This is a genomic window from Dyella thailandensis (assembly GCF_050749815.1).
In the GTDB taxonomy this organism is placed as follows: Bacteria; Pseudomonadota; Gammaproteobacteria; order Xanthomonadales; family Rhodanobacteraceae; genus Dyella_A.
Genome location: NZ_CP192735.1, coordinates 1,609,606 through 1,636,071, shown reverse-complemented (window position 1 = coordinate 1,636,071; position 26,466 = coordinate 1,609,606). Strand labels below are relative to the sequence as shown.

Sequence of the window (26,466 nt, the reverse complement as noted above, 5' to 3'; positions counted from 1 at the left end):
GCAACCGATATGGTCGCGTAAGCCGACGATTATGCCACGTCCGGCGTTCTGGTTAAACATTCGTCAGGCGAACTGTTCGGCCAGCTTGCGCCGGATCTCGTCCTCGACCATGCCCTTGAGCGGCGAAAGCATCAGTCCGAGCTCGGCGTGGACCTCGACCGCCGCTGCGGTGACGGCGATGGAGCCTTTCACGCCGGAACGGGAAAAGCGCAGGGTGTCGCCGTCCCATTGGCTGTCCATGTCGAACTTCTCGCGCATGCGATTGGCGACGTGGTCGACCTTGGCGCGGGCGTCGGCGAGGGGGAGCTGGTGCGGCTGGCGGATATCGATCTTGGGCATGGCGCGATTGTCCGGCATGCGTGCGCCGGCTGTCACGCCGGGACGATCGCGCAGCGGTGCGGCTGTAGGGCTTGCTTCTGCTAGAGTCCCGCCGTCCGTCGACTGGTTCACAGATGCGCATCGAGTTTCCCCACGCCGCCCGCGAAGACGTCCCCTGGGATGGCCCCGTACTCACCATCGGCAGTGCGCCGGACAATGCCGTGGTACTGGGCTCGCACCAGGCGGCGGCGCACCACCTGCGCCTGTACAGCGACCGGCGCGGTTGCCTGCTGCAAGTACTGCCCGGCGGAAGCCGCATCTACGTCAATGCCCGCCCGGTGCGCGAACGCGCGCTGCTGCGCCCTGGTGACGTGCTCAGCGTGGGCGACTGCCGCATGCTGCTGAAGGCGGATCAGTCGCCCGATGCGCGCGAGGTACTGGTGATCCCCGAGCGCAGTCGCTGTCCGGTGGCCCTGCGCGCCGTGGCCGGGCCGCTGTCCGGGCGCGTTTTTCCACTGCACGATCAGCTCGAGCTGGGGCCGCAGGCTGCCGTTCCGCTTGAACTGCCGCAGGGAGAGTCCGCCTCGCTGCGGTTGTTCTGGCAGGACGGGCAACTGCGGCTCTCGCAGCAGCACGGCTCGACGCGTTACCCGCTGCGCATCAACGGCTGCGAGGTCGACGGCGCCGCGCTGCATCCGGGCGACCAGCTGGGTCTGGCCACGCACCGCTTCATCGTCGATGCGCCGGGCATGCAGCCGGAGCCGGAACTGGCGAGCTTTCCTTGTGCCGATCCTTTGCCCGAGGAACTGGCCGGGCCGCGCGGCGAGGTGTGGTGGCTGATCGTCACGGCCGCAGTGCTTGCCCTGGGCATCGCCCTGGTGCTGCTGGTTCGGCTCTGACAGAGCCGCATTGACGCTGCCTTGCTGCGCCGCGCCATAATGCGGCGGTCCATCAGCAGACATCGAGCGAGGTCCGGCAGTGAGCAGGGTGTGGAATTTCAGCGCGGGACCGGCGGCGCTGCCGCGCGAGGTGCTTGAGCAGGCCCAGCGCGAGCTGCTGGACTGGAACGGCTCGGGCATGTCGGTGATGGAGCAGTCGCACCGCGGCAAGCCGTTCATCGCGATGGCGGCGCAGGCCGAGGCGGACCTGCGCGAGCTGATGGCGATCCCCGCCGACTACGCCGTGCTGTTCCTGCAGGGCGGGGCGACCCAGCACTTCGCCCAGATCCCGATGAACCTGGCCGGCCCGGATGACAGCGCCGACTACATCGTCAGCGGCCACTGGAGCGAGAAGGCCGTGCGCGAGGCGGCGCCCTACCTGCGCGTGAACGTAGCGGCCAGCAGCGAGGCGCAGGGCTTCCGCCGGCTGCCCGCGCGTGCGTCGTGGGCGCTCGATCCCGCCGCGTCCTACGTGCACTACACGCCGAATGAAACCATCCACGGCGTCGAATTCCACGACATCCCCGAGGTCGGCGACGTGCCGCTGGTGGCGGACATGTCCTCCAACATTCTTTCCGCCCCGCTGGACGTGTCGCGCTTCGGCCTGATCTACGCCGGCGCGCAGAAGAACATCGGCCCTTCGGGCCTGGTGGTGATGATCATCCGCCGCGACCTGCTGGCCCGCCCCGGTCGACCGATCGCCAAGGTGCTGCGCTACGCCGAGCAGGCGGCGAATGACTCGATGCTCAACACGCCCAACACCTGGGGCTGGTACCTGGCCGGACTCACCTTCCAGTGGCTGAAGGCCCAGGGCGGCGTGGCCGCGATGGCCGAGCGCAACCGCGCCAAGGCCGAACTGCTGTATCGGGCCATCGACGACTCCAGTGGCTTCTACGCGAACCCGATCGAGCCGTCCGCGCGTTCGCGCATGAATGTGCCGTTCACCCTGAAGGACGCCGCGCTGGACGCCAGCTTCCTCAAGGAATCGGAGGGGGCCGGTCTGTTCGCGCTGAAAGGCCACAAGGCCGTGGGCGGCATGCGCGCGTCGCTCTACAACGCGGTGCCGCTGGAGGCGGTGCAGGCGCTGGTCGCCTTCATGCGCGACTTCGCCAATCGTCACGGATGAAACCAAGGCGCTGCGCCGCGCTTTCAGGCACCATGACGGCCCGAGTGTTTAGACGTCTATCCATCCAGGTTGTTTTTCATGTCTGATTCGAAGAACTCGCTGAGCGAGGTGCGCGAGCGCATCGACAGCATCGACCGGCAGATCCAGGAGCTGATTGCCGAGCGGGCCATGCGCGCCCGGGAAGTGGCCAAGGTGAAAGGCGAAGGCCTGTCCGCCATCGATTACTACCGGCCCGAGCGCGAGGCGCACGTGCTGCGCATGGTGGTCGATCGCAACAAGGGGCCGCTGTCCGATGCCGAAATGGTGCGGCTGTTCCGCGAAATCATGTCGTCCTGCCTGGCGCAGGAAGACCCGCTCAAGATCGGCTACCTCGGCCCCGAGGGCACCTTCAGCGAGCAGGCGGTGCGCAAGCACTTCGGCCATGCCGCCTATGGGCTGCCATTGGGCAGCATCGAGGAAGTGTTCCAGGAAGTGGCAGCCGGCCATGCCGACTTCGGCGTGGTGCCGGTGGAAAACTCGGGGCAGGGGATGATCCAGGTCACGCTGGACATGTTCCTCACCTCCGACGCCACCATCTGCGGCGAGGTGGAGTTGCGCGTGCACCAGTGCCTGCATGCGCTCACCGGCCAGCTGTCGGATGTGCGCCGGGTCTACGCGCATGCGCAGTCGCTGCAGCAGTGCAAGACCTGGCTGCGGCTGAACCTGCCCGGCGTGGAATGCACCGCGGTCAGCAGCAACGCCGAGGCGGCGCGTCTGGCGCGTCACGACGAAAGCGCCGCCGCCATCGCCGGCGAGACGGCCGGCAAGATCTACGGGCTCAAGACCGTCGCCACCGCGATCGAGGATCGCGCGGACAACACCACGCGCTTCTTGGTGATCGGTCGCTCGCTGTTCCCGCCCTCGGGCAACGACCGCACCTCGCTGCTGGTGACGGTGAACGACAAGCCCGGTGCGCTGTACGACGTGCTCAGTCCGTTCGCCAAGCACGGCGTCAGCCTGAACCGCATCGAGTCGCGCCCGGCGCACACCGGCAAGTGGCAGTACGCGTTCTTCATCGATGTTTCCGGCCACATCCACGAAGGCAACCTCAAGGAAGCGGTCGGCGAGATCGAGGCCAGCGTCGCCAGCCTGCGCGTGCTGGGCTCCTACCCGGTCGCGCTGCCTTGAGCGGCGCGCAGCGGGTGGACTGGACCAGCCGCCCGGCCGGTTCGTTGAACGGCGTGGTGCGCGTGCCCGGCGACAAGTCGGTATCGCACCGCGCGATGATGCTCGGCGCCATCGCCGAAGGCGTGTCGCACATCCATGGCTTTCTCGAAGGCGAGGACACCCGCGCCACCGCGGCGGTAATGCAGCAGCTTGGCGTGCGCATCGACGCGCTAGCCGGCGGCGAGCGTGTAGTGCACGGCGTGGGTCTGCATGGCCTGCGCGCCGCGGCCGGTGCGCTCGACTGCGGCAACGCCGGCACCGGCATGCGCCTGCTCACTGGCCTGCTGGCGGGGCAGGCGTTCGACAGCACGCTGATCGGCGATGAGTCGCTGTCGAAGCGGCCGATGCGGCGCGTGACCGATCCGCTGGCGCAGATGGGTGCGCGCATCGAGAGCAACGAAGGCCTGCCGCCGCTGCGCTTGCACGGCGGTCAGCGCCTGCACGGCATCCGCTACACGCTGCCGGTGGCCAGTGCGCAGGTGAAGTCCGCGCTGCTGCTGGCCGGGCTTTACGCGCAGGGCGAGACCGTGGTGATCGAGCCCCATCCCACCCGCGACTACACCGAGCGCATGCTGGCCGCGTTCGGCTGGCCGATCGAGTTTTCGCCGGGTCGGGCGCGACTCAGCGGGGGACATGTGCTGCGCGCCACCGAGGTGCGCGTGCCGGCGGATTTTTCCTCCGCGGCGTTTTTCCTGGTCGCCGGCAGCATCGTGCCCGGCGCCGAGCTGCGCCTGCCAGCGGTGGGACTCAACCCGCGCCGTACCGGCCTGCTGCAGGCCTTGCGCCTGATGGGCGCGGACATCCGCGTCGAGAACGAGGGCGAGAGCGGCGGCGAACCGGTGGGCGACCTGGTGGTGCGGCATGCGCCGTTGCGCGGCATCGAGCTGCCCGAGGCGCTGGTGCCGGACATGATCGACGAGTTCCCCGCGCTGTTTGTGGCAGCGGCGGCCGCCGAGGGCGCCACGGTGGTGCGCGGCGCTGCCGAGTTGCGGGTGAAGGAGTCCGACCGCTTGGCCAGCATGGCCGCCGGTCTGCAGTCGCTGGGCGTAAACGTGGAAGAGCGGCCGGACGGCGCCACCATCCACGGCGGGCCGATCGGCAGCGGCACGATCGACAGCCACGGCGACCACCGCATTGCGATGAGCTTCGCCGTCGCCGGTTTGATTGCCCAGGGACCCGTGCGGATCGGCGACTGCGCCAACGTAGCCACCTCGTTCCCGGGTTTCATGGAACTAGCCAACGGCTGCGGCTTCGACCTGGGCGGCGTGGCCCTGTAGGACCGCAGCCCCGGATCGAGTCCGGGGCGAGCTCTCTGCGCGACCAGCTCTTGCACAGGCCGCCCGGTGTCGCGCACAGGTGCGCTCCTACACACGGGCGCGGCCTGCGGGTTAGGCTTGCGGGCCCGTGATCGAGGTCGCCATGTCCCAGCCTGATTTCATCGTCGCCATTCCCGCCCGCTACGGCTCCACCCGCCTGCCGGCCAAGCCGCTGCGCGCCATCGCCGGCGTGCCGATGGTGGTGCGTGTGGCGCAGCGGGCGCTGCAGGCCGGGGCCAGCCAGGTGGTGGTGGCGGTGGATGATGCGCGCATCGCCGAGGCGCTGGCCGGGCAGGGCGTGGACATCTGCATGACCCGCGCAGACCACGCCTCGGGCAGCGATCGGCTGGCCGAATGCGCCGCTCACTATGGCTGGGCCCACGACGCCATCGTGGTGAACCTGCAGGGTGACGAGCCGTTCGCGCCCGCCGCCGGCATCCGCGAGGTGGCGCTCGCCCTGGCCCAGGACGATGCGCCGATGGCCACGCTAGCCACGCCGATTGCCGATGCGCACGAGCTGTTCGATCCCAACGTGGTGAAGCTGGTGCGCGACGCGCGCGGCCGCGCCCTGTATTTCAGTCGGGCGGCGCTGCCGTGGGCGCGCGATGCCTTTGCGGCCGGACGCGACACGCTTCCCGCCGATGTGCCGTTCCTGCGCCATATCGGCATCTACGCCTACCGCGCGGGTTTCCTGCGCCAGTACACCTCGCTGGCCCGCACGCCGCTGGAGCAGGCTGAGTCGCTGGAGCAATTGCGGGTGCTTGAACACGGCCATGCCATCGCCGTGCGACTGACCCCCGAGCCGTTCCCGCCGGGCGTCGACACCGAGGCGGACTTGGCGCGCGCCGAAAAGTGGCTTGCGGCGAACTCATGAGCCGCGGCGACTTCCTCATGGTTTGTCTGGGCAATATCTGCCGCTCGCCGGTGGTGGCCGAAGTGGTGCGCCAACGCTTTGCCGCGGCCGGGCGGCGCGTGGTGGTGGAGTCGTGCGGCACTGGCGGCTGGCATGTCGGCCAAGGCGCGGATGCGCGAATGTGCGCGGCGGCGCGCACGGCCGGGTACGATCTATCCGCCCACCGCGCACGCCAGTTGCACATCGACGATTTTCAGCGCTTCGAGCGCGTGTTCGCGATGGATCGCGCCAACCTGCGCGATCTCACCGCGGCCTGTCCGCCGACGCTGCGCGACCGGCTGGCGCTGTTCCTGCCGGCGGCCGGTGTGGGTGGCGCGGACGAGGTGCCGGACCCGTACTACGGCAGCGATGAGGATTTTCGACGCGTGATCGCCCTAGCCGAGCGCGGTGCTGACGGCCTGCTGCGCCTGACGCCGGCCTGACCTGCGCCACGGTGCGTTCGCGGCAGGCGCGGCCGCACACGATAGAATGCCGGTCATGCCCTCCGCCCCCGCGCATGCCTTCGACGGCAAGGCCTTCGTCCGCACCCTCACCACCTCGCCCGGCGTCTACCGCTACTTCGATGCGGACGACGAGCTGCTGTATGTCGGCAAGGCCGGCAACCTCAAGAAGCGCGTCGGCAGCTATTTCCTGAAGCCGCGGATGGAGCCGCGCATCGCGGCGATGGTGTCGCAGATCGCGCGCGCCGAGATCACCATCACGCGCACCGAGGGCGAGGCGCTGCTGCTGGAATCGCAGCTGATCAAGTCGCTCAAGCCGCGCTACAACATCCTGCTGCGCGACGACAAAAGCTATCCGTACATCTACCTGTCCGGCGGCGAGGACTATCCCCGGCTGGCCTTCCATCGCGGCGCCCGCAACCTGCCCGGGCGCTTCTTCGGGCCGTATCCGAGCACCTACGCGGTGCGCGAGAGCCTCAACCTGATGGAGAAGTTGTTCAAGGTGCGCCAGTGCGAGGACAGCTACTTCCGCAATCGCTCGCGCCCCTGCCTGCAGCACCAGATCGGTCGCTGTACGGCGCCGTGCGTGGAGCTGATCAGCGTGGAGGACTACGGCGTCGACGTGCGCCATGCGCAGATGTTCCTGGAGGGGCGCTCCAGCGCGGTGATCGATGAGCTGGCCGGTTCGATGGAGCAGGCCGCCATGGCGCTGAACTTCGAGCGCGCCGCCACGCTGCGCGACCAGGTGGCGGCGCTGCGCCGGCTGCAGGCGCAGCATCACGTGCAGGGCGCCAGCGCCGATATGGACGTGATCGCCTGCCGCATCGAGTCCGGCATCGCCTGCGTCAGCGTGCTGTTCTTCCGCAACGGCATCAGCCTGGGCACGCGCGACTTCTTCCCGCGCCTGCCGCTGGATGCCGAACCGGCCGACGTGCTGGCCCAGTTCATCGCGCAGTACTACCTGGAGCGCCCGGTGCCGCGCGAGCTGATCGTGGGCGAGGCGCTGGCTGACGAGGCGATCCTCGCCGAGCTGCTGGCGCAGCAGTCCGGCCACGCGGTGGAGATCAAGACCCGCGTGCGCGGCGAACGCGCGCAGTTCCTGCAGATGGCCGAGCGCAACGCGCAGGCTTCGCTGACCCAGCGCTTGGCCAGCCGGCAGACATTGGGCGCGCGCTTCGACGACCTGCAGAAGGTGCTGGGCCTGGACGAGCCGCCCAAGCGCATCGAGTGCTTCGATATCAGCCACACGCGCGGCGAGCTGACCGTAGCCTCGTGCGTAGTGTTTGGCCCGGAAGGGCCGGACAAGTCGCATTACCGTCGCTTCAATATCAACGGCATCACCCCCGGCGACGACTACGCGGCCATGCACCAGGCGCTCACCCGGCGCTTTCGCAAAGTCGCCGAGGGCGAGGGTGCCAAGCCCGACGTGCTGCTGATCGACGGCGGCGCCGGCCAGGTGGCGCAGGCGCTGGACGTGCTGCGCGAGTTGGGTGTCACCGGCATCGAGGTGGTCGGCGTGGCCAAGGGGCCGGGGCGACGCGCGGGCGAAGAGACGCTGGTGCTGGCCGGCAGCGGTCAGGAGATCCATCCGGGCTCGTCCTCGCCGGCGCTGCACCTGGTGGCGGCCGTGCGCGATGAGGCGCACCGCTTCGCCATCAGCGGCCACCGCAAGCGCCGCGAGAAGGCGCGCGAGCGCAGCGTGCTGGAGGACGTGCCAGGCATCGGCGCGCGTCGCCGTGCGGCCTTGCTCAAGGCGTTCGGCGGCCTGGCCGGCGTGGAGGCGGCGGGCGTGGAGGAGCTCATGCAGATCAAGGGCATCGACCGCGGCCTGGCCGAACGCATCTATGCGGCGATGCATCCCTGAAGGCGCGGTGACGTGAGCGCGGCGATCACGTCGCGGCGTGCGACACTTGGCGGCGGAGTCACCCGAGGAAGCAATTCGTGATGCGCATCAACCTACCCACCTGGCTCACCCTGTTCCGTGTCGCGCTGTTGCCGGTGATGGTGGTGGCCTTCTACCTGCCGTTCCGCGGCCACAACGTGGTGGCGGCAGTCGTGTTCCTGCTCGCTGCGGTGACCGACTGGCTCGATGGCTACCTCGCCCGCCGGATGAAGCTCACTTCGGCGTTTGGCGCGTTTCTCGATCCGGTCGCCGACAAGCTGATGGTGGCGGTGACGCTGTTCCTGCTGGTGGAGTCGCATCACCGCGTGGTGGAGTCGCACTACGGCACCGCCTTGCCGGATCACGACTGGTTCGGCGTGGTGATGGCGGTGACCGCCGCGATCATTGTGGGTCGTGAGATCAGCATTTCCGCCCTGCGCGAATGGATGGCCGAGATCGGCATGCGCGTGGCGGTGAAGGTGGCTTTCATCGGCAAGCTCAAGACGGTGATGCAGATGGTCGCGCTCACCGTGCTGATCGTGCAGCACGACGCCGAGACGCTGCGGCTGTACCACGTGGGCGAGTTCCTGCTGGTGGCCGCGGGCGTGCTCACCATCTGGTCGGGGCTGTATTACGTGCGTGCGGCGTGGCCGGCGCTCAGCGGCGACTACGACCGTCGTCCGCCGGAGCGTGACGATTCCTGAGCGCAGGGGGTTGACGGGTCGCGATCAGACGCTAGAATGCGCGACTCCGATGCGGGAATAGCTCAGTTGGTAGAGCACGACCTTGCCAAGGTCGGGGTCGCGAGTTCGAGTCTCGTTTCCCGCTCCAGATTCAATGCAAAGCCCTGGCCCAGTGCCGGGGCTTTTGCATTTCAGGGCCGCGGTGCCGGGTATGGGCCGGCGTCGCATCGACGGTCGATTCAGCGATCGATTCCGGGTTCTGCCTCTTCCCATCCTGCTGCCTTCTGCTATCATTTCGGGCTCAGACGCGGGAATAGCTCAGTTGGTAGAGCACGACCTTGCCAAGGTCGGGGTCGCGAGTTCGAGTCTCGTTTCCCGCTCCATCTTTGGCGAAACCTCGGATCACCGAGGTTTTGTTTTTTTCAGCGATGGCCTGGTGGCAGAGTGGTCATGCAGCGGACTGCAAATCCGCGTACGCCGGTTCGATTCCGACCCAGGCCTCCATCGTGTTCCGGGGCAAGTTCCAGGCCTCGCATGAAGCCCGCGCCAGCGGGCTTTTTTGTGCGCCGCGGTCCAGGCCGGGCCACCGGTCGCACGTGCTAGCATCGCGGCGCCGCGCATGGGCCCGGGTGGCGAAACTGGTAGACGCAAGGGACTTAAAATCCCTCACCCTCGCGGGTATGCGGGTTCGATCCCCGCCCCGGGCATTCCTTCACGCGCCGCGCGGCACCCCGGCGACTCCGGCCTTCAGGATTCCTGCGACGCCGCCTCCGTGCCGAGCGCCCGCCAGCCATCCAGGCCGAGCTTGCGCAGCGTGTCGATATTGCGCCGATAGATTTCGTCCGGGTCGCTCATTGCTTCGGCCGCGCGCTCCACGCTAGCTTCGCGCAGCAGGTGCAAGGTGGGGAAGGGCGAGCGGTTGGTGGCGTTCTCCACGTCGTCCGGGCCGGTGTCGGCGAATTGGTAGTGCGGGTGGAAGCTGGCCACCTGCAGCACGCCGTCGAGCTTGAGCGTCTCCACGGCGGCGTCGGCGACGTCGAGGAAGTCGTTGTAGTCGAGAAAGTCGCCCAGCACGTGCGGGTGGATCAGCAGCGTGGTCTCGCAGTCGGCGGCATCGGCCGCAGCCAGGCTCTGCAATTCGCCGCAGAGGTCGTCGAGCAGGGCATCGGTGTCGCGTGCATGACTCACCGCGTAGCGGATACGGCCCTGGATGAACGGCGCGCGGGCAAACGGGCACAGGTTCAGCCCAACCACCGCCCGTTCCACCCAGCGTTGGGTCGCCTCGACGTAGGGCGCGTCTTCCGGGGTCAGGCCGGCGGTGATGAAGGAGGATGCGTCGGACATGGCGGGCTTCCGTGGGCGGGCCGCGACTATAGCGGGGCGGCGTTCGTCACGCGCGGCCTAGGTCGGTTCGAGGGTTACCGGTACGCCGGTGCGCACGGTGTTGTGGATTTCGGCCACGGCGTCGGTGTGGCGGATGAGCTCGCCGATCTGCTCCGGCGATGCCGACGATTCCACCCGGGTGCGATAGCGGATGTCCCGGGCGGCCAGCCCGACGCCTGCGAATTCGGCGTGCGTCTCCACCTCCACCCGGGTCAACGCGATGCCCACGCGCTGGGCCTCGCGGTAGAGGTCGTTGCAGTAGCAGGTGGCCAGGGCCAGCATCAGGAATTCGCCACCGTTCACCGCCGAACCGTGACCGTCCGGTTTGGCGGGAACGGGCAGCTCCTGCATGGATCCGCCGGTCGCGACGCGCGCCTCGAGGGCACCGCCGCCGCTTTGCACAAACGCCGAAATCCGCATGATGCCTCCCGGTGCTTGCTGAGCTGGAACAGGCTTGAATCGCGATCCGCGATCCGTCGGCTGAGCAGCGGAACAGGGTTTGCCGCTCCGAGCCTGGCAAGGCTGCGCTGAAGCTGGCCGATTGACAATCCGCGTCGGCCACGCGGCAGAAAGGCCGCACGACGGAGGTGATGCGTAGCAAATGCGCGACGGCTCAGTGCGCGCTGACCATGACGCGGTAGCCATCCGGATCGCGCAGCGCGAACTCGGCGGTGCCGGTATGCGGATTGACCGCCGGCTCGTCGTCCAGCGCCGTTACCAGCGCGCGGGCGCGCCGCAGCGCATCGTCGAAATCGTCGACTCGGAAGAACAGCAGCAGCCCGTTGCCGGGCGCGGCCACGGCCGGGCTGTGCAGCGATGGATGGTCGTGCGTTCCCCAGGCGTGCAGGCAGAGCAGGACCGTGCCGTCTGCGCCCAGGATCTGGCCGAAGTACTCGTGCGCCGGCTGGGATGCGGGCAGGCCGAGCAGCGTCTGGTACCAGCGGAAGCTGCGGGCGACGTCGTCGACGCCGATGATGGTCCAGAGACGTTGCATGGTCGGCTCTCCCCGGAACGGCGATGGATGGCGACCGACCATACATGCTGGTGAGCGCGGGCGCGCGGCTTGCGTCCGTTCGGCTTCGCCTCAACCATGGCTGCATGACCACACTTCAGTTCGACAACGCCTTCCTCCGCGAACTGCCCGGCGATCCCGAGACGGGGCCGCGGATGCGGCAGGTGGAGGGCGCGCTGTATTCACGCGTGGATCCCACCCCGGTGGCGGCCCCGCGTCTGCTGGCGCATTCGGCCGAGATGGCGCAGACGCTGGGCTTCAGTGAGGCGGACGTAGCGCAGCCGTGGTTCGCCGAGGTGTTCGGCGGCAACCGCCTGCTGGAGGGCATGCAGCCCTGGGCCAGCAACTACGGAGGGCACCAGTTCGGCAACTGGGCCGGGCAGTTGGGCGATGGCCGCGCGATTTCGCTGGGTGAGACGGTGACCGCCGCGGGCGAGCGATGGGAGCTGCAGCTCAAGGGCGCCGGCCCTACGCCGTATTCGCGCACGGCCGATGGCCGCGCCGTGCTGCGCTCGTCGATCCGTGAGTTCCTGTGCAGCGAGGCGATGCACCACCTCGGCGTGCCGACCACCCGTGCACTGAGCCTGGTCGGTACCGGCGAATCGGTGCTGCGCGACATGTTCTACGACGGTCATGCCGCGTACGAACCGGGTGCCGTGGTGTGTCGGGTGGCGCCTTCGTTCATTCGCTTCGGGCATTTCGAGCTGCCGTTCGCGCGTGGCGACCACGCCCTGCTGCGCCAGCTGGTGGAGTTCACTATCCGTCGCGATTTCCCGCACCTGCAAGGCGAGGGCGAGGCGCTCTACGCCCAATGGTTCGGCGAGGTGTGCGAACGCACGGCACACACCATCGCGCACTGGATGCGCGTGGGCTTCGTGCATGGGGTGATGAACACCGACAACCTGTCGATCCTCGGCCTCACCATCGACTACGGCCCGTACGGCTGGATCGACAACTACGACCCGGAGTGGACCCCCAACACCACCGACGCCGGCCGCCGCCGCTACCGCTTCGGTCAGCAGATGCAGGTGGCGTGGTGGAACCTGTCACGGCTGGCCTCGGCGCTTTCGCCGTTGTTCGCCGGCGTGGAGCCGCTGCAGGCCGGGCTGGACTGGTACGCCAGCACCTATGCCACTGCCGAACGGCGCCACGCCGCGGACAAGCTCGGTTTCGCCGAATCGCGGGCGGAGGACGACGTTCTGCACGCCCAGCTGCGCGGTCTGATGGCGCAGGCGCAGATCGACATGACGCTGTTCTATTGCGCACTGCTGGATGTCGACCCGGCAAACCCTGCGCCGACCGCGGCGATGGAGGATGCGTTCTACGACGCCGATCTGCGCCGCCGGCACGATGCCGCGCTGCGCGACTGGCTGGCCCGCTACGCCCAGCGGCTGGCGCAGGACGCACAGACCCGCGAGCAGCAGCGCGAGCGGATGCGGCGCGTCAATCCGCGCTACGTGCTGCGCAACTACCTGGCGCAGGAGGCGATCGATCAGGCTACGGTCGGCGATCTCTCTGGCGTGCATACCCTGCTCGAGGTGATGCGCCGTCCCTACGACGATCAGCCCGGCCGCGAGCACTACGCGCAGAAGCGCCCGGACTGGGCGCGCGAGAAAGCCGGCTGTTCAATGCTCTCGTGCAGTTCGTGAGCCGGCGCAAGCAAGTTTCCCGCAGGTAAGGCGTCGCCGCTCAGCGCAGCGCCTGCGTCACGAACTGGCGCAGCTGACCGGCGTTGAGTGCGCCGGACTGGCGGGCGATCTCCCGACCCTCGCGCAGCAGGATCAGCGTGGGGATCGAGCGGATGCCGAAGCGCTGGGCCAGTGCCTGCTGGGCATCGGTATCCACCTTGGCCAGCCGCACGCGCGGTTCCAGTTCCTTCGCCGCCGCGGCGAACACCGGCGCAAAGCCGATGCACGGCCCACACCACGTCGCCCAGAAGTCCACCAGCACCGGCAGATCGCCGCGGCCGGCGACGGCGTCGAAGTTGGCGGTGGTCAGTTCCACCGGGTGACCGCCGAACAGCGGCTGATGACAGCGGCCGCAGTTGGGGTGCTGGCCCGTCCGTTCGGCGGGGACGCGGTTGAGGGCGCTGCAGTGCGGGCAGGGGATGGCGAGAGGCTGGCTCATGGAGGGGATCCCGGTGGGAGATGCCCGTGAGATGGTGGCTCGCCGCGGCCTTGCAAGCGGCGGAGGATTCAGCCGCGGACCAAGTGCGCCGGTTCTGCGTGGGGCCGCAGTTGCGCGATCCATGGTTCCAGTGCGCTCGTCAGGCGTCTCAGCGACGCGGCCAGCGCCTCGTCGGCGAGCGTGCCGTCGGCCTGCAAACGTGATGCGGCGGAGGCCACGAACAAGGTCGGGGTCGGCATCACCAGTGCGCCGCAGGCGTGCAGCACCTGGCGCAGTGCGGTCTGGGCGAGGCGCGTTCCCCAGGGCCCGCTGCTGGCCCCCGTGACCGCGACCGGTTTGCCGTGCAGCACCTCGCCTTGCGGGCCGTCGAGCGACAGCCAGTCCAGCGCGTTCTTCAGCACCCCGGGCAGCGACTGGTTGTATTCCGGCGTGGCGATCAGCAGGGCGTCGGCGGCGGCCACGGCGCTTCTCAGTGCCTCGACGCCCGCCAGCTCGCCGGGCTCGATGTCCTCGTTGAACAGCGGCACGGCGTCCAGATCGTCGTAGAGCTGAAGCGAGAGCGTATCCGGGGCATGCGCGGCCGCGGTCAGCAGCAGGCGGCGGTTCCATGAATCCCGGCGCAGGCTGCCGGGCAGGCACAGCACGCGATAGCGGTGGGAAGAAGCAGTCATCGAGAGGTTCCTTCTGCAGTGGGTGGGGCGGGATCAATGCGGGAGCAGCCAGATCGCGCAGAGCAAAATCAGCAAGGCCATGACGCCGTCCGCCCACCGGCGCGGCGTGGGCCGGGACAGCACCCCGGCGAGCGCGGCGCCGAAAGCTGCCCACAGCAGCAGGCAGCCGAGCGGGATCACGCCGAAGAGCACCAGCAGCCAGGGCAGTCGCGCGAGCAGTTCGCCGGCCGGTGTCGACCCCGTGGCCGCCAGTACCAACACCCAGCTCTTCGGATTGAGAAACTGGAAGGCCGTCGGGCCCACGAAGCCGGCGGGCGCTCCCGGCGCATCGAGCGCCGCGGCAGTACGACCGAAGGCGCGCCGGAGCAGCGCCAGCCCCAGCCACGCCAGATAGAGCGCGCCGCCGACGCTCAACCCCAGGCGCCACGCGGGGTGACCGGCCAACAGCGCAGCCACTCCCGCCACCGCCAGCAGCAACAGCAGGAGGCTGCCGGCGACGATGCCGGCAATGGCCGGCAGCGCGGCGCGCAGTCCGCCGCGGCCGGCTTCGCGCCAGACCACCAAGTTGTTCGGGCCGGGCGTCATGGCGCCGGCCAACAGCAGCAGCGCCAGTGGCGCGAGGTCATTCACGGTAGGTCGTCCAGAAGTCGATTCGTGGTCGGCCGATCGCCAGTGCGGATCGGATCGCATGGCCGCATGGTGCTGCCCGCCGCTGGTCCGCGGACGAAGCGCAATGGTCTAGAATTACGACCATGGAAGATCTGCCACTCAATGCGCTTCGCGCGTTTGCCGCGGTGTACGCGCACGGCGGTGTGCGGCAGGCCGCGCGGGAGCTGGGCATTGCCCATTCCTCCGTAAGCCGGCATCTGGCTGAGCTCAGCCGATGGGCCGGAGTGCCGTTGCTGCATGCGTCGGCCGGCCGGGGCGCCTTGCGCTTCACGGCGCAAGGCGAAAGCCTGGGACGGGCGACGCTGGTCGGTCTGCAGGCCATTGCGCAGGCCGCGGCTGCCGTGCGCGAGGTGCGTCCGGCGCATGCGGTGACGGTGTCGACCTCGCCGTCGTTCGCCGTGCGCTGGCTGCTGCCGCGCCTGCCCCTGCTGGAGCGGGCGCATCCCAGGATCGAGCTGTCGGTGCAGGTGGATCAGCGGCTCGATGCGCTGGACGACGGCCGGATCGATCTGGCGATCCGCATGGGGCCAGGGCCGTGGCCGGGCCTGCATGCCGAGCCCTTGATGGACGACGCGCTCTATCCGGTGATGAGTCCGTCCGCCTGGCAGGCCGCCGGTTCGCCGAACCGGCCCGAACAGCTGGCCAACCTGCGCCTGCTGCACGATCGTGACCCCCAGGCGGGCTGGGAGCGCTGGCGCCAGGTGCATGGCCCCAGGGCGCTGTCGCTGCAGCGGGGCGCGCGTTTTACCTCGTCAGACCTGGTGCTGCGCGCCGCCGTGCAGGGGCAGGGCGTGGCGCTCGCGCGCGATCGACTGGCGGCAGACGACCTGGCCGCAGGGGTCTTGTTGCGCCCGTTTGGCGAGCTGGCGGTGCCGCTGGGGCCGTCCTACTGGCTGGTGCGGCCCGCGGGCGAGCCGCGTTCATCCGTGCGCGCGGTGTGGGCGTGGCTGCGCTGGCAGGCCGAGGCGAGCCGCACGATCGGCTCGCCGGAATCTCGCTCTCTCTCTCGCAGCTGAGCCCAGGTGGGCGGCTGCGGCTGCTACCGGGTGCCGAGGGCGAGCTGGGAGCGCACGGCGTTCTCGATCGCGTCGTAGCCGCCTTCGCCGATGTGGGTGTAGACCACGCGACCCTGGCGGTCGATCACGTATTGCGCCGGCCAGTACTGGTTGTGCCATGCGTTCCACGTCGCGTAGTCGTTGTCCTGCGCCACCGGGAAGGTGATGCCCAGGCGCTTCACCGCGGCCAGCAGGTTGTCGGTGTCGCGCTCGGCGTCCAGCTCCGGCGTGTGCACGCCGATCACGACCAGGCCCTGGTCGCCATACTTCGCGTCGAGCGCCTTCACCTGTGGCAGCGCGTGCAGGCAGTTGATGCATTCGAAGGTCCAGAAATCCACCAGCACCACCTTGCCGCGCAGCGCGTCGGTGCTGAGCGGCGGCGAGTTGATCCAGCGGGTGACACCGGCAAACGCGGGCGCCTGGTCGCCACGGGTCAGCGAGGTTTGCGCGGCGGCCGGCACGGCGGCGATGAGCGGCAGGGCCAGCAGCGTGAGGCGGAGCAGGAAACGCGGCATCGGGGAATCTCGCAGGGGGCGGCCAGCGGCCGCGGTACCACCCATACGACGCAAACGGCCCGCCGGTTACCCGACGGGCCGTTTCATCAGGCGAGCGGTTCGCGGCTTACTTCACGCCGTACAACTGCTCCACGTCAGCACGCAGCTGCTTCTGACTGTCCGGGCGGGCGTAGAACATGTGGCCGCCGGCGTAGCTCTTCACCTGCACCCGCCTGGGGTCGCCCATCGCCGGCATCTGGTCGACCACCAGCACCGAGGCCATGAACGGGCAGGAGAGATCGTCCCAGCCGTGGGCGATCAGCACGCGCAGGCCCGGGTCGTTGGCCACCGACTCGCGCAGCTCGTTCACCGATCCGCGATTGGCGTCATCGTCCTCGTGCCACAGGCGGTTCACCTGGTAGCTGAGCGCGTTGTAGCGCGCGTCGATCTTCCAGCCCACGGTCTTGGTGACGAAGTTGACCATCGCCGTGGTGGTGGGCGCGATGATGCCGTTGAGGATCGGGTCGCCGGTCATCTGGCGCGGCGCGTACGGGAACGGGTCCCACGCGGTGACGTTCGAGTCGTAGCGGCTGCCCAGCTTGCCCTCGGCGCGGTAGACCTCGCGCAGGTAGGCCTGGGTCTCGATGCGTCCCCCCGAGCGCTGCACGAACAGCGGATCGAGGCCAGTCAGCTCGGTGACCTTCTTGATCATCGCCTCGGTGGCGGCCGGATCGCTGCGCCCCTTCATCAGCGTGGTGGCGTAGTCGCCGCGGGTGTAGGCGACGATCGGCGCCATCGCCGCGGGGCTGAGCTTGTGCTGGCGCTCCAGGTTGGCCGCCGCGATCGAGGGCAGGGTGAGCATCCACGGCAGCGGCGAGACGTTCTCGTCGTCCGATGCGGCCGGATCGAGATACGGCGATACCAGCACCAGGCCGTTCATCGCCACGCCGAGCTGGGTCTGCAGGTAGTCGGTGACGCGCGGCCCGCGGAAGCCGCCGTAGCTCTCGCCCACCAGGTACTTGCGCGAGTCCATGCGGCCGTTCTTCACCAGCCAGTCGTAGACGATGCGCGAGAGGTACTTGATGTCGTTGTCGGTGCTGTAGAAGAGCTCGGTGGCCTTCTTGTCGTCCACCAGCGCGCGGCTGTAGCCGGTGCCGATCGGGTCGATGAACACCAGGTCGGTGAAGCCCAGCCAGGTGCCGGGGTTGTCGCGCAACGTGGCCGGGTCGGACGGGTTGGCGCCGGCCACGCCGAAGTTCACCCGCTTCGGACCGATCGCGCCGAGGTTGAGGTACACCGACGACGCACCCGGTCCGCCGTTGAGCGCGAAGGTCACCGGGCGATCCTTGCCGGGCATGGTGTAGGCGGTGAACACCACCTCGCCGGTGATCTCGCCCTGCTCGTTGCGCACCGGCTGCGAACCCACGGTGACGGTGTACTTCAGCGTCTTGCCATCAACCGTGGCGCTCTGCGTGATGTGCGCGTCGGCCGGCAGCGGTGGGAGGTGGAAATCCTTGTCGGCGACGGCGGGCGCGTCGGTGGCGGCCTTGTCGGCGGCGAGGGTGGCCGAGGCGCCGAGCGTCAGCGCAGCGAGCAGGGCAAGCGAGAGGGTGTGGCGCACGGAGGCATCCTGGCGGAGAAAGCCCCGGACCGTAGCGGTCGGGGCGCGTCGGCGACCGTGCAGGAAGTCATGGCCTCGGGCGAGGCCACTGCTTCACTTGATGCTGACCAGCTCCACGTCGAACACCAGCGCGGCGTTCGGCGGGATGTCGCCACCGGCACCGCGGCTGCCGTAGCCCATCGCCGAGGGCAGCAGCAGGGTGCGCTTGCCGCCCACCTTCATGCCGGCCACGCCCTGGTCCCAGCCCTTGATTACCTGGCCCGCGCCGAGCGGGAAGGTGAAGGTGCCGCCGTGGTCGAACGAGCTGTCGAACTTCTTGCCGTGGTGATCCGGCGCCTTCGGGTCGTACAGCCAGCCGGTGTAGTTCACCTCCACCGTGTCGCCGGACTTCGCCTCGGCGCCGGCGCCGACGGTCTGGTCGATGGTCTGCATGGCCGGAATGTCGGCGGCCGTGACAGCGGTGCCGGAGGGGCTGGAGCAGGCGGCGAGCAGCAGCGGAACGAGGCAGAGCAGACGGCGCATGGAAGGAACTCGCTGGGAAGTGAACCGGCATTGTAGCCAACACCTTCCACGCGACGACGTCAGAAGGGATAGCTCAGCGACACGGTCACGCTGTTGTTCCAGTAGCCGGCCCCGCCGCCGCTCACCGATGCGGCCGAACTGCGCAGCGCGTGGATCTGCAGCCGACCGTTGTGCGGCAGCCGCCCCTCCAGCGATACATCCACTGCATAAATGCCGACGCTGGTGCCATCGGCGCGCTGGCGGCCGCCGTCAGCGACGGCGCGCAACCGCCAGCGCGGGCCGAGGCTCAGCACGCCGGTCACTCCCGCGGTGACGGCGCGGTAGTGGCGCGGGTTGAAATACGCGCCACCGCCGGGCTGGCTGCTACGAAACGCGCGCACGCCCAGTTGCGCACCGATCGCGGCGGGCGTGCCGCTCACATCCAGCGGGCTGAGCACCAGCCGCGCGGAGGCGCCGTAGCGACGATTGCCGTCGGTGAAGGTCTGGCGGTACAGCGTGGGCAGCAGATACAGCGGCGTGGCCGGGCGCCAGTTCGCGCCCAGGCTGTAGGTGGCATAGGCGATGTGCCGGTCGATCGCGGCGGTGGTGAGCAGCGGCGCGCGCTCGGCGCCGGCGTTGAGCCCGTAGCGATCGTCCGGTTGCCAGCTCCAGCGGGCGGCGCCCTGCAGGTACTGCCAACTGCCGGCTTGGCCCGCGCCCAGGCGCAGGTCCACGTTTTGCTCCTCGCCAAGGCGCCATTGGCCCAGCCCGGCCAGGTCGTGCAGCGAGCGCGAGCGGGCGTCGTCGCTCACCCGCGTGGTGTTGCCGGCAACGCCCCAGCGCCAGCTGCCGGCCGCGCTGCCCCGCAGCGGGGAGAGCGCATTCGCCCCGATGGTCCAGGTGTCGAGGCCTTCGCTGTCGTGGCTGTAGCTCGCATCGCCCTCCACCCGCGCCGCGGTGGCGTAGCGCATGTCGTCGGCGAGCAGGCCGAATTGGGTGCCGAGGTAGCCGCCATCCGTCGGCGGCGCGGTGGCGGCCAGCGCGGGGAGGGCACGATCCTGCCAGCCGAGCGACTGCGCCGCGCGCATGTGCTCCAGTGTGGCGCGCGGATCGCCGCTGGCGGCGGCGTCTGCGGTGAGCGCCCACGCCTGGCGCGGGTAGTCCTGGGCGTTCAGGGCTTGCGCCAGGCCGATGTCGGCGACGCGGCGCTGGGCGTCGTCCGCCGCCAGGGTGTCGGCCTGGCGGAAGGCCCGCTCCGCTTCGGCGGCATGGCCCAGCCACAGCGCCGCGCGGCCGAGGCCGATCGCCGCGGCGTAGGCGTCGGCCGGATGCCCGGCCGCCTGTTCGAGCCCCTGGGCAAAGAGCTGGCGTGCGCGCGCCGGCTCACCCGCTTCCATTGCGGCCCGGCCCGCGCGGATCGACGCGCCGGCGCCCGCGCTCTGGGCGTGCGCCAGCGGAGCCAGCGCCAGCAGGATGCACAACGACAACGCGGCCTTCATTTCGTGCCCCAGTGCTTGCGCAGGTTGAGCATTTCGGCGAGGTAGCCCAGCACGCAGCCCGGCTGCAGCACCAGGCCGTAGAACAGCGCGTAGACGAGGAAGCCGAGCGGGTTGCGCCGCACCTTCAGCCCCTGCGCGCGAAACATGTGCGACTGGATATAGAACATCAGGTAGTTCACGACGAAGGCCATCGGCAGCACCAGCAGGGTCATCGGCCCGGCGATCCAGTACACGCCGAACAGCGCCAGCACGATGCCGGGAATGAAGAACAGCGTGTAGGCCACGTCCATGTACGGAAACAGCAGGTTCCACCATACGAAGACCGTGCTCATGCGCGGCTTGAACAGCAGGCTGCCATGCGTCTTGAACGCCTCGATCAGCCCGCGCGACCAGCGCTGGCGCTGGCGGATGAACTGTCCGAACGTCGTCGGCGCGTTGGTGAAGGTGATCGCGTCCTCGCAGTAGCCCACGCGGTGGCCGAGTTTGAGGATGGCCCAGGTCAGCACGATGTCCTCGCCCACGCATTCGGGCCAGCCGTTGACCTCGCGCAGCACGTCGGTGCGATACAGCGAGAAGGCACCCTGGGCCACCAGCGTGCCCTGGAACAGGCTCTGCAGGCGCTTGATCGCGGCGATGCCGTGGAAGTAGTCCCACTCCTGGATCTTGGTGACCAGGTTGGTGCGCGAGTTGCGCAGCAGCACGCTGCCGGCCACCGCGGCGGTGTTCGGCGGATCGCTCAGGAAGCGTCCCACCAGGTGCCGCAAGGCGCCCTTGTAGAGGTAGGAGTCGCCATCCAGCGTGATGGTGAGCGGGTGCTGCGCCTGCTTCAGTCCCTGGTTCAGCGCGTTGGCCTTGCCGGCGTTCTGCTTCAGGTCGATCACCGTGAGCCACGGATATGAGACGGTGCCGAGCCGGGCCATGGTGGCGTCGCGCGAGCCGTCGTTGATCACCAGCACCTGCATCGGTCCGGGGTAATCCTGCCGGGCGATGCTGTCCAGCGTGCCCAGGATCGACGCTTCCTCGTTGTAGGCCGCCACCAGGATGGTGATGCCGGGGAACGGCCCGGTCCAGGTACGCGCTGGGCGACGGTCGGCCAGCAGGCCGGCGACCAGGAAGGCGTTCATGAAGCCGGGCAGGATCGCTACACCCCAGATCACCAGGTGTGCGCCAGCGGTACCGATGATGTGGCCCAGCTCGCGGATCCAGGGCGTGGCGAGGTACAGCGACAGCCCGGCCCAGCCGAAGGAGATCAGCAGGGTCAGCAGGAACTTCACCCGGACCGGCGTGTAACGCCGCCGGCGCTGGCGATCGGCGACAGCAATGACCGCGGGAGCGGTGGAGAGATTCAGGCCATCCGTGTCCGGTGCAGACTGCAGGGGCGCCAAGGGGCTCATGGTGATCGGTGTCGATGGGTGGAACGTGGGCCGAGCTGTTCCGTCGCGACACGCCGAAGCGCGTCGCGGGACAGGTTTCTGGAATCAACGGACGGGCGGTGGGAGCCGCCGAGTGAGGGAATGCACGGCCCATGCCAGGCTCAGGCGGCGTACGCGATGACTCCGCGCGGCGCGCTGCCGCATCCCCGGCGGCGCAGCCAGCCAGCCGGCAGGAACGAGCTGCCGCAAGAGTTTACAGGCTATGCGCGCCGGGCCGGCCAGCTAAGCGCCAGCTGACTGCCGGTTGCCGGCGCGGGCGACGGAGGCCGTTCGCCGGCGGGTACGCCTGGCGCGGCAACCGCCGACAGTCGTGACGTGACGCGCCGCAGCAGGTCGGCCGCGGCGGATGTGACGCTTTCGGTTAGGCGGTGCCGCGCCAGGCCGGTGCGATGGACTCAGCCGGCGTCCGGCACGCCCTCGGGAGCGCCTTTTCCCAGCACGTCGGGCAACGGGTCGCCCGCTTCGACGAAGCTCAGCGAGACCGAGTTCAGGCAGTGGCGCTGGCCGGTCGGCGGCGGGCCGTCGGGGAACACGTGGCCGAGGTGGCTGCCGCAGCGCGCGCACACTTCCTCGGTGCGCACCATGCCGTAGCTGGTGTCGCGGATGTAGCGGATGTGCGCCTCGTCATACGGCCGGAAGAAGCTCGGCCAGCCGGTGCCCGAATCGAACTTGGCGTCGGAACGGAACAGCGGCAGTCCGCAGAAGCGGCAGGTGTAGATGCCGGTTTTCTTGTTGTCGAGGAATACGCCGCAGAACGCCGCTTCCGTGCCGTGCTGGAGCAGTACGCGGTGCTCGTCGGCACTGAGGCCGGAGGTGATCGTCTGGCGCTGCGCGTCGGTGGGCGGGGTGAGGTCGAATCGGGACATGGCAGCTCCGTGGCGTTGGCGATCCCGCAAAGGTGGGGGCGACCGGGTGGGGTCCAAGCGGGCAGGGCACCGAGCCGGAGCCCCGCCTCAGGCCAGCGCCTGCAATTGCCCCTGCACGTCGTTGATGGCGTTGCGGATGCGCTGGCTGAAGATCGAATCCTCGTGGTGGATCAGCACCAGGCGTTCGGTGGCGCGGGTCATCGCCACGTAAAGCAGGCGCGCTTCCTCGGTTTCATCCTTGCCCGGCTTGGGCAGCGAGCCCAGGCCCGGGATGATCACAAACGGGAACTCCAGCCCCTTGCTCGAATGCATGGTCACCAGTTTCACCGCGTCTTCCACCACGAACAGCGTGCGCTTGGCATCGCCCTCGGCCAGGCGGCTGGCGATGCCCTCGCGCTTGAGCGCCTCGTGCAGCTTCTCGCCTTCCCACTGGTTGCGGAAGATCACGGCGATATCCGACAGCCGGCGGCCGTTGGCGGCCTCGTCGCGGATGCACTGGATCAGCACGGTGAGCTGGGCGGCGGCGGTGTCGGTGCGGATCAGCTCGGGGATCGCGCCGCGTCGGCCGGCGCTTTCCGGGGCGATCAGCGGCACGCCGTCGTCGTCGCCGGCACTCTCGATCAGCAGGTCGCTGGCGAAGCCGCGCGCCACCGAGAGGATCTCCAGCGTGTTGCGGTAGTTGAGCTTGAGGATGGTGGTGCGGCCCTGCGCCTGCACGCCCAGTTCCTTCCAGGTGAACTTGCGCCGGTCGCTCTTGCCGTAGATGTTCTGCGCGTCGTCGTACAGCACCAGCAGCGAATTGGTGCTGGGGTCGACCATCTGCACGATCAGCTTGTACCAGTCCGGCTCGAAGTCGTGGCCTTCGTCTACCAGCACGGCGCCGTACTGGAAGCGCGGGATCTGTCCGCGCTCCACGCCCGTCATCACCCGCTCCACCATCTGCTCGAAGAAGTTCTCGCTGCCTTTTTCTGGCAGGTCGACGTGGTAGGTCACCAGCATCTGCCGGCACCAGGCGTGGAAGTTGCGCACGCTGACCTTGTCGGCCAGGCCGCGCTCGCCGACCAGCTGGTCCAGCCGCGAGGCGAGGGTCTTGTTGTAGCAGAGCACCAGGATCGGCTTGGCCATCATCCGCGCCAGCTGCAGCGCGCGGAAGCCGAGGATCATGGTCTTGCCCGAGCCGGCCACGCCGTGGATCAGCCGGTGGCCGTCGCCGAGCGAGCGGGCCAGTTGCTCTTGCTGGGCGTCCATCACCTTGATCAGCTCGGGAATCTCGATCGCCTTGGCCGGCGCGTCCGCCGCCGGGAACAGGCCGAACTGGCCTGCGGCCGGGTCCACCCGCAGTTCGGGGAACAGGTGCCAGCGCACGCGATCGATCTGCGGCAGGGTCAGCGCCACCGGAAACACCTGCGGGAACATCGCCCACAGCCGCTCCTGGAATGCCTCGGCCTCCACCGTCTCGTAGATCTCGTCGCGGCAGATGACCAGGTGCGGCGGGATCACCGCCTCCAGCCCGGCCTCATCGAACTGCTTGCGGCTGATGTTGGCCAGCACCACGCCCCAGCCCCACGGCATCACCAGCTTGCCGGCGTGGCGGTGCCCGGGCGGGAAGTGCAGCGCCGGATCGCGCTGCAGTACCACGCCCACCTCCAGCGCGAAGGCGCGCGCCTGCAGCAGCGGGTTGTTCTCCTTCACCGTGCCGCGGTCGGTGATCAGGGTGAACTGGGTGCTGTCGGCCTGCTGGATGGTCTCGGCCTTCCAGTCCTTCACCTCCAGCACCAGCAGGCCGCGGCGCGGGTGCACGATGACGAAATCCGGATGGCGCTGCTTCAGACCGACGGGCACGTCGTACCAGATCAGGTAGTCGTCCTCGAGCTTCTGTTCGAGCCGTTCCGAGACGCGTTTCTCGCCGCTGGTCATGCGCGGCAGGCAGCTGTTGCGGGTCGGTATGAGGGTGGCCATCCAGCGTCCGGCGAGTTTTCCTACGGCGAAAGTAGCGAAACCCGGCAGGCTGTCAACGGCACAGGCCGATCCTGTGCCGTCACGAAACAATATGCGTTTCCGGCATGCGGGCTCCCGCATCCGGAGGGTGGCGGGTACTATGCGGTCGCCGTCGCCAGGGCAAGGGGGCGGGACGGTGTGCACGGCCCGTCATTGCGGGTCCCGGGGAGAGAGGATGCCGATTCAGGTCGAAACGCTGTCGCTGCTCAACGCCGTCCAGGCGCTGGCACTCGGACTCATGCTCTGGGCCGGCACCCATGGCGACAACGGGCCGGCTCTGGCGGCGATCCGCCTGCGGGCGCTGGCGCTGGGGATCGAGGCGGCCGGTTACGGGCTGCTCGCCCTGCAGGCATTCATCCCGCCCGCCGCCCTGCTGATGGGCGGCAATGCGTTGAACCTGCTGGCGCAGGGCATGGTGGTGGTGGCGATCCGCATGCTGCTGGGCAAGCCGCTGCGCTTGAAGTCGGCCACGCTGATTGCGGTGGTCGGCTGGGCTGGCGTGGCGTGGTTCGGCATCGTCGATCCCGACTACCGCCTGCGCGTGCTGTGGGGGTCGCTGGCGATCGCCGGCAACGTGCTGCTGAACATCGACGCGTTGCGCAGTGGCTGCCGCGACAGCGGCACGCGTGCGCGCTGCGTGCTGCTGTGGGTGTATCTGCTGGCGATGGCCCTGGTGGTGTGGCGCAATGGCGCGCTGTGGTTGAGCGGCAATCCGCCGGATCAGGTCGCCACGCCGTCGCCGATCAACGTGTTCTACGTGCTGCTGTCGGGCATGCAGCCGCTGTTTGCGAGCATCGGTTTCCTGCTGCTGTACAACGAGATCCTGCGCCGCGAGCTGCACGACCTGGCACGCATCGACCCGCTCACCGGCGTAGCCAACCGCCGCGCGATGGGCGAGGCGTCCGATCGCATGCTCGACGAGGCGCGTGCGTGGCGCGGCTCGGTGGGCGTGCTGCTGGTGGACGCCGACCACTTCAAGAACGTCAACGACCGCTTCGGCCACGACGGCGGCGACAAGGTGCTGCAGTCGCTGGTGGCCTGCATCCAGAGCATCCTGCGCGCCGACGACATCGTCGGCCGCGTGGGCGGCGAGGAGTTCCTGGTGCTTTCGCCCGGGGTGGACGCCGACGGCGTGCTCGCGCTCGGCGAGCGCATCCGCAGCACGGTGGAACGCGAGGTGCTGCAGATCGACGGCGAAACCTTGCGACTGACGGTGTCCATCGGCACCGCCGTGGCCGGCCCGGGGCAGTGGGACATGCCGCTGCTGCGCCGGCAGGCGGACGCGGCGATGTACGCTGCCAAGCGCGCGGGTCGCAACCGAGTGGTGGCCGGCGGCGAATTGGCCGCCTAAAACCGGCGCGCGTCGTCCGGGCGCTGCGGCGGAACGGCTACGTTCCAGCGATGCAGCGAGCGCGGATCGCGCCCCAGCCGCCGACAGGCGTGCGCGGCGATGCCTTCGGTGAGCGCGGCGCGGAACACCGGCGCCACCGCCCACAGCGCATGCGCGGCCATGCGCGCCTGCGCCCGCTGCACCGGCGTGCGACGCAGCATGCGCTGCGCCCACTCGGGCAGCAGCGCGGCCCCGGCGTGCAGGAATACGTCGCGTGACAAGCCCGCTGCCGGCACCGGCAGGCGCACCTTGCCAAGCACCTCCAGCACGAGGCGGGTGCGCTCGGTCCAGGTCAGGGTGGGGCGCACCTGGCGAAAGTACGCCACCACCTCCGCCTCGCTACGCGGCACATCGCGTGCGCCGAGCGCCTCGGCCACGCGTCGCGACTCGTCGTAGTAGCGGTCGGCCGCGCCATCGGGCAGCGCAATATGGCTGTAGCGCCGGTAGCCCTGCAGGAAGCTGTACGCCTCGGTGACGTGCACCCAGGTGAGCAGGGCCGGATCGTTGGCGTCGTAGGGACGGCCATCCTCGGCGACGCCGTGGACCTGATCGTGGATATGCCGCACGCGGTCGATCAGTGCCTCGGCCGCGGCGCGTGGGGCGTAGGTGGTGCCGCCGACGAAGGTGGTGGTGCGCCGCAGCCGGCCCACCAGATCCTCGCGGAAGTTGGAGTGGTCCCACACGCCGGCCAGCGCCAGCGGATGCAGGGTCTGCAGCATCAAGGCGGCCAGGCCGCCGGCCAGCATGCCGGGAAAGTCGGCATGGATGCGCCAGGTGGCACCGTCCGGGTCGAACAGACCCGGGTCGCCGGCGGGCGCGTCGTAGTCCACCACGCCACCGCCGTGACGCGGGAACGCCTCCACCACCCAGCGACGGATTGCCGCCTGGGCCGGGCGCGTCACCAGATGCAGTGGCGTGGGCATGA

At 69.2% G+C, this 26,466-nt stretch carries 26 protein-coding genes and 4 tRNA genes; 15 read left to right on the top strand and 15 right to left on the bottom strand.

Annotation, left to right across the window (positions count from 1 at the left end):
- Nucleotides 1–63: 63 nt before the first annotated feature.
- Nucleotides 64–450: a polyhydroxyalkanoic acid system family protein gene (locus tag ACQVBX_RS07605; RefSeq protein ID WP_431637597.1), complete on the bottom strand. Its 387-nt coding sequence runs from the start codon at nucleotides 448–450 to the stop codon at nucleotides 64–66.
- Nucleotides 451–452: 2 nt separating this feature from the next.
- Between ACQVBX_RS07605 and ACQVBX_RS07600 the strand changes: the two genes are divergently transcribed.
- From ACQVBX_RS07600 to ACQVBX_RS07545, 12 genes are all read left to right on the top strand, one after another.
- Nucleotides 453–1,217, top strand: coding sequence for an FHA domain-containing protein (locus ACQVBX_RS07600; RefSeq protein ID WP_431637596.1), 765 nt, complete (start codon nucleotides 453–455; stop codon nucleotides 1,215–1,217).
- Nucleotides 1,218–1,296: 79 nt separating this feature from the next.
- Nucleotides 1,297–2,382: a 3-phosphoserine/phosphohydroxythreonine transaminase gene (gene serC, locus ACQVBX_RS07595; protein WP_431637594.1), complete on the top strand. Its 1,086-nt coding sequence runs from the start codon at nucleotides 1,297–1,299 to the stop codon at nucleotides 2,380–2,382.
- Between the two features lie 78 nt (nucleotides 2,383–2,460).
- Nucleotides 2,461–3,549, top strand: coding sequence for a prephenate dehydratase (pheA, locus tag ACQVBX_RS07590; RefSeq protein WP_431637592.1), 1,089 nt, complete (start codon nucleotides 2,461–2,463; stop codon nucleotides 3,547–3,549).
- The gene (aroA, locus tag ACQVBX_RS07585) at nucleotides 3,546–4,865 is read left to right on the top strand and encodes a 3-phosphoshikimate 1-carboxyvinyltransferase (protein WP_431637591.1); all 1,320 of its coding nucleotides are present in this window, start codon (nucleotides 3,546–3,548) and stop codon (nucleotides 4,863–4,865) included. Before pheA ends, aroA begins: the two co-directional genes overlap by 4 nt.
- Before the next feature lie 142 nt (nucleotides 4,866–5,007).
- The gene (kdsB, locus tag ACQVBX_RS07580; RefSeq protein ID WP_431637590.1) at nucleotides 5,008–5,778 is read left to right on the top strand and encodes a 3-deoxy-manno-octulosonate cytidylyltransferase; all 771 of its coding nucleotides are present in this window, start codon (nucleotides 5,008–5,010) and stop codon (nucleotides 5,776–5,778) included.
- Nucleotides 5,775–6,239 (top strand): low molecular weight protein-tyrosine-phosphatase, encoded by a 465-nt coding sequence (locus ACQVBX_RS07575; RefSeq protein ID WP_431637588.1) that lies wholly within the window; start codon nucleotides 5,775–5,777, stop codon nucleotides 6,237–6,239. The genes kdsB and ACQVBX_RS07575 overlap by 4 nt, the downstream gene beginning before the upstream one ends.
- Before the next feature lie 55 nt (nucleotides 6,240–6,294).
- Nucleotides 6,295–8,121, top strand: coding sequence for an excinuclease ABC subunit UvrC (gene uvrC, locus ACQVBX_RS07570; protein WP_431637585.1), 1,827 nt, complete (start codon nucleotides 6,295–6,297; stop codon nucleotides 8,119–8,121).
- 80 nt (nucleotides 8,122–8,201) lie between these two features.
- The gene (locus ACQVBX_RS07565; protein ID WP_431638133.1) at nucleotides 8,202–8,843 is read left to right on the top strand and encodes a CDP-alcohol phosphatidyltransferase family protein; all 642 of its coding nucleotides are present in this window, start codon (nucleotides 8,202–8,204) and stop codon (nucleotides 8,841–8,843) included.
- 51 nt (nucleotides 8,844–8,894) lie between these two features.
- Nucleotides 8,895–8,970: transfer RNA gene (locus ACQVBX_RS07560), tRNA-Gly, on the top strand.
- Nucleotides 8,971–9,129: 159 nt separating this feature from the next.
- Nucleotides 9,130–9,205: transfer RNA gene (locus ACQVBX_RS07555), tRNA-Gly, on the top strand.
- Between the two features lie 47 nt (nucleotides 9,206–9,252).
- Nucleotides 9,253–9,326 (top strand) — tRNA-Cys (locus tag ACQVBX_RS07550).
- Nucleotides 9,327–9,445: 119 nt separating this feature from the next.
- A tRNA-Leu gene (locus ACQVBX_RS07545) sits at nucleotides 9,446–9,529 on the top strand.
- Nucleotides 9,530–9,569: 40 nt separating this feature from the next.
- Here ACQVBX_RS07545 and ACQVBX_RS07540 read toward each other — a convergent pair.
- The 3 genes from ACQVBX_RS07540 to ACQVBX_RS07530 all read right to left on the bottom strand — a co-directional run bounded on the left by ACQVBX_RS07540 (nucleotide 9,570) and on the right by ACQVBX_RS07530 (nucleotide 11,199).
- Entirely contained in the window at nucleotides 9,570–10,166 is a 597-nt protein-coding gene (locus ACQVBX_RS07540) for a DUF1415 domain-containing protein (protein ID WP_431637583.1), read from the bottom strand.
- Nucleotides 10,167–10,223: 57 nt separating this feature from the next.
- Nucleotides 10,224–10,625: an OsmC family protein gene (locus tag ACQVBX_RS07535; RefSeq protein ID WP_431637581.1), complete on the bottom strand. Its 402-nt coding sequence runs from the start codon at nucleotides 10,623–10,625 to the stop codon at nucleotides 10,224–10,226.
- Between the two features lie 193 nt (nucleotides 10,626–10,818).
- Complete coding sequence (locus ACQVBX_RS07530; protein ID WP_431637579.1) at nucleotides 10,819–11,199, bottom strand: VOC family protein; 381 nt, start codon at nucleotides 11,197–11,199, stop codon at nucleotides 10,819–10,821.
- A 104-nt stretch (nucleotides 11,200–11,303) separates the two neighbouring features.
- Between ACQVBX_RS07530 and ACQVBX_RS07525 the strand changes: the two genes are divergently transcribed.
- Nucleotides 11,304–12,866, top strand: a complete 1,563-nt coding sequence (locus ACQVBX_RS07525) for a protein adenylyltransferase SelO (protein WP_431637577.1) — start codon at nucleotides 11,304–11,306, stop codon at nucleotides 12,864–12,866.
- Between the two features lie 40 nt (nucleotides 12,867–12,906).
- Here ACQVBX_RS07525 and trxC read toward each other — a convergent pair whose 3' ends face one another.
- The 3 genes from trxC to ACQVBX_RS07510 all read right to left on the bottom strand — a co-directional run bounded on the left by trxC (nucleotide 12,907) and on the right by ACQVBX_RS07510 (nucleotide 14,645).
- Complete coding sequence (trxC, locus tag ACQVBX_RS07520; protein WP_431637576.1) at nucleotides 12,907–13,344, bottom strand: thioredoxin TrxC; 438 nt, start codon at nucleotides 13,342–13,344, stop codon at nucleotides 12,907–12,909.
- Nucleotides 13,345–13,412: 68 nt separating this feature from the next.
- Nucleotides 13,413–14,015 carry an NADPH-dependent FMN reductase gene (locus ACQVBX_RS07515; protein WP_431637575.1) on the bottom strand — a complete coding sequence of 201 codons (603 nt, stop codon included), beginning with the start codon at nucleotides 14,013–14,015 and terminating at the stop codon, nucleotides 13,413–13,415.
- Between the two features lie 33 nt (nucleotides 14,016–14,048).
- Nucleotides 14,049–14,645 (bottom strand): LysE family translocator, encoded by a 597-nt coding sequence (locus ACQVBX_RS07510; RefSeq protein ID WP_431637573.1) that lies wholly within the window; start codon nucleotides 14,643–14,645, stop codon nucleotides 14,049–14,051.
- Between the two features lie 122 nt (nucleotides 14,646–14,767).
- Here ACQVBX_RS07510 and ACQVBX_RS07505 point away from each other — a divergent pair, with 122 nt between their 5' ends.
- The gene (locus ACQVBX_RS07505) at nucleotides 14,768–15,700 is read left to right on the top strand and encodes a LysR substrate-binding domain-containing protein (protein ID WP_431637572.1); all 933 of its coding nucleotides are present in this window, start codon (nucleotides 14,768–14,770) and stop codon (nucleotides 15,698–15,700) included.
- A gap of 23 nt (nucleotides 15,701–15,723) precedes the next feature.
- Here ACQVBX_RS07505 and ACQVBX_RS07500 read toward each other — a convergent pair whose 3' ends face one another.
- The 7 genes from ACQVBX_RS07500 to ACQVBX_RS07470 all read right to left on the bottom strand — a co-directional run bounded on the left by ACQVBX_RS07500 (nucleotide 15,724) and on the right by ACQVBX_RS07470 (nucleotide 24,112).
- Nucleotides 15,724–16,254: a thioredoxin family protein gene (locus ACQVBX_RS07500; protein WP_431637571.1), complete on the bottom strand. Its 531-nt coding sequence runs from the start codon at nucleotides 16,252–16,254 to the stop codon at nucleotides 15,724–15,726.
- Between the two features lie 106 nt (nucleotides 16,255–16,360).
- Nucleotides 16,361–17,854, bottom strand: a complete 1,494-nt coding sequence (locus ACQVBX_RS07495) for a S10 family peptidase (RefSeq protein ID WP_431637569.1) — start codon at nucleotides 17,852–17,854, stop codon at nucleotides 16,361–16,363.
- Nucleotides 17,855–17,947: 93 nt separating this feature from the next.
- The gene (locus ACQVBX_RS07490) at nucleotides 17,948–18,376 is read right to left on the bottom strand and encodes an FKBP-type peptidyl-prolyl cis-trans isomerase (protein WP_431637568.1); all 429 of its coding nucleotides are present in this window, start codon (nucleotides 18,374–18,376) and stop codon (nucleotides 17,948–17,950) included.
- Nucleotides 18,377–18,435: 59 nt separating this feature from the next.
- On the bottom strand, nucleotides 18,436–19,854 hold the full coding sequence (locus ACQVBX_RS07485) for a hypothetical protein (RefSeq protein WP_431637567.1): 1,419 nt from the start codon (nucleotides 19,852–19,854) through the stop codon (nucleotides 18,436–18,438).
- On the bottom strand, nucleotides 19,851–21,248 hold the full coding sequence (locus ACQVBX_RS07480) for a glycosyltransferase (RefSeq protein ID WP_431637565.1): 1,398 nt from the start codon (nucleotides 21,246–21,248) through the stop codon (nucleotides 19,851–19,853). The genes ACQVBX_RS07485 and ACQVBX_RS07480 overlap by 4 nt, the downstream gene beginning before the upstream one ends.
- A 434-nt stretch (nucleotides 21,249–21,682) precedes the next feature.
- On the bottom strand, nucleotides 21,683–22,153 hold the full coding sequence (msrB, locus tag ACQVBX_RS07475) for a peptide-methionine (R)-S-oxide reductase MsrB (protein WP_431637564.1): 471 nt from the start codon (nucleotides 22,151–22,153) through the stop codon (nucleotides 21,683–21,685).
- Nucleotides 22,154–22,240: 87 nt separating this feature from the next.
- Entirely contained in the window at nucleotides 22,241–24,112 is a 1,872-nt protein-coding gene (locus ACQVBX_RS07470) for a 3'-5' exonuclease (RefSeq protein WP_431637563.1), read from the bottom strand.
- Nucleotides 24,113–24,326: 214 nt separating this feature from the next.
- Between ACQVBX_RS07470 and ACQVBX_RS07465 the strand changes: the two genes are divergently transcribed.
- Nucleotides 24,327–25,502, top strand: coding sequence for a GGDEF domain-containing protein (locus tag ACQVBX_RS07465; RefSeq protein WP_431637562.1), 1,176 nt, complete (start codon nucleotides 24,327–24,329; stop codon nucleotides 25,500–25,502).
- Here ACQVBX_RS07465 and ACQVBX_RS07460 read toward each other — a convergent pair.
- Nucleotides 25,499–26,464 (bottom strand): oxygenase MpaB family protein, encoded by a 966-nt coding sequence (locus ACQVBX_RS07460; RefSeq protein WP_431637561.1) that lies wholly within the window; start codon nucleotides 26,462–26,464, stop codon nucleotides 25,499–25,501. The genes ACQVBX_RS07465 and ACQVBX_RS07460 overlap by 4 nt on opposite strands.
- Nucleotides 26,465–26,466 lie beyond the last annotated feature (2 nt).

Coding starts and splice junctions, on each gene's coding strand:
- ACQVBX_RS07600 (WP_431637596.1), top strand. CDS start 453: ATGCGCATCGAGTTTCCCCACGCCGCCCGCGAAGACGTCCCCTGGGAT.
- pheA (WP_431637592.1), top strand. CDS start 2,461: ATGTCTGATTCGAAGAACTCGCTGAGCGAGGTGCGCGAGCGCATCGAC.
- kdsB (WP_431637590.1), top strand. CDS start 5,008: ATGTCCCAGCCTGATTTCATCGTCGCCATTCCCGCCCGCTACGGCTCC.
- ACQVBX_RS07575 (WP_431637588.1), top strand. CDS start 5,775: ATGAGCCGCGGCGACTTCCTCATGGTTTGTCTGGGCAATATCTGCCGC.
- uvrC (WP_431637585.1), top strand. CDS start 6,295: ATGCCCTCCGCCCCCGCGCATGCCTTCGACGGCAAGGCCTTCGTCCGC.
- ACQVBX_RS07565 (WP_431638133.1), top strand. CDS start 8,202: ATGCGCATCAACCTACCCACCTGGCTCACCCTGTTCCGTGTCGCGCTG.
- ACQVBX_RS07540 (WP_431637583.1), bottom strand. CDS start 10,166: ATGTCCGACGCATCCTCCTTCATCACCGCCGGCCTGACCCCGGAAGAC.
- ACQVBX_RS07535 (WP_431637581.1), bottom strand. CDS start 10,625: ATGCGGATTTCGGCGTTTGTGCAAAGCGGCGGCGGTGCCCTCGAGGCG.
- ACQVBX_RS07530 (WP_431637579.1), bottom strand. CDS start 11,199: ATGCAACGTCTCTGGACCATCATCGGCGTCGACGACGTCGCCCGCAGC.
- ACQVBX_RS07525 (WP_431637577.1), top strand. CDS start 11,304: ATGACCACACTTCAGTTCGACAACGCCTTCCTCCGCGAACTGCCCGGC.
- trxC (WP_431637576.1), bottom strand. CDS start 13,344: ATGAGCCAGCCTCTCGCCATCCCCTGCCCGCACTGCAGCGCCCTCAAC.
- ACQVBX_RS07515 (WP_431637575.1), bottom strand. CDS start 14,015: ATGACTGCTTCTTCCCACCGCTATCGCGTGCTGTGCCTGCCCGGCAGC.
- ACQVBX_RS07505 (WP_431637572.1), top strand. CDS start 14,768: ATGGAAGATCTGCCACTCAATGCGCTTCGCGCGTTTGCCGCGGTGTAC.
- ACQVBX_RS07500 (WP_431637571.1), bottom strand. CDS start 16,254: ATGCCGCGTTTCCTGCTCCGCCTCACGCTGCTGGCCCTGCCGCTCATC.
- ACQVBX_RS07490 (WP_431637568.1), bottom strand. CDS start 18,376: ATGCGCCGTCTGCTCTGCCTCGTTCCGCTGCTGCTCGCCGCCTGCTCC.
- ACQVBX_RS07485 (WP_431637567.1), bottom strand. CDS start 19,854: ATGAAGGCCGCGTTGTCGTTGTGCATCCTGCTGGCGCTGGCTCCGCTG.
- ACQVBX_RS07480 (WP_431637565.1), bottom strand. CDS start 21,248: ATGAGCCCCTTGGCGCCCCTGCAGTCTGCACCGGACACGGATGGCCTG.
- msrB (WP_431637564.1), bottom strand. CDS start 22,153: ATGTCCCGATTCGACCTCACCCCGCCCACCGACGCGCAGCGCCAGACG.
- ACQVBX_RS07470 (WP_431637563.1), bottom strand. CDS start 24,112: ATGGCCACCCTCATACCGACCCGCAACAGCTGCCTGCCGCGCATGACC.
- ACQVBX_RS07465 (WP_431637562.1), top strand. CDS start 24,327: ATGCCGATTCAGGTCGAAACGCTGTCGCTGCTCAACGCCGTCCAGGCG.
- ACQVBX_RS07460 (WP_431637561.1), bottom strand. CDS start 26,464: ATGCCCACGCCACTGCATCTGGTGACGCGCCCGGCCCAGGCGGCAATC.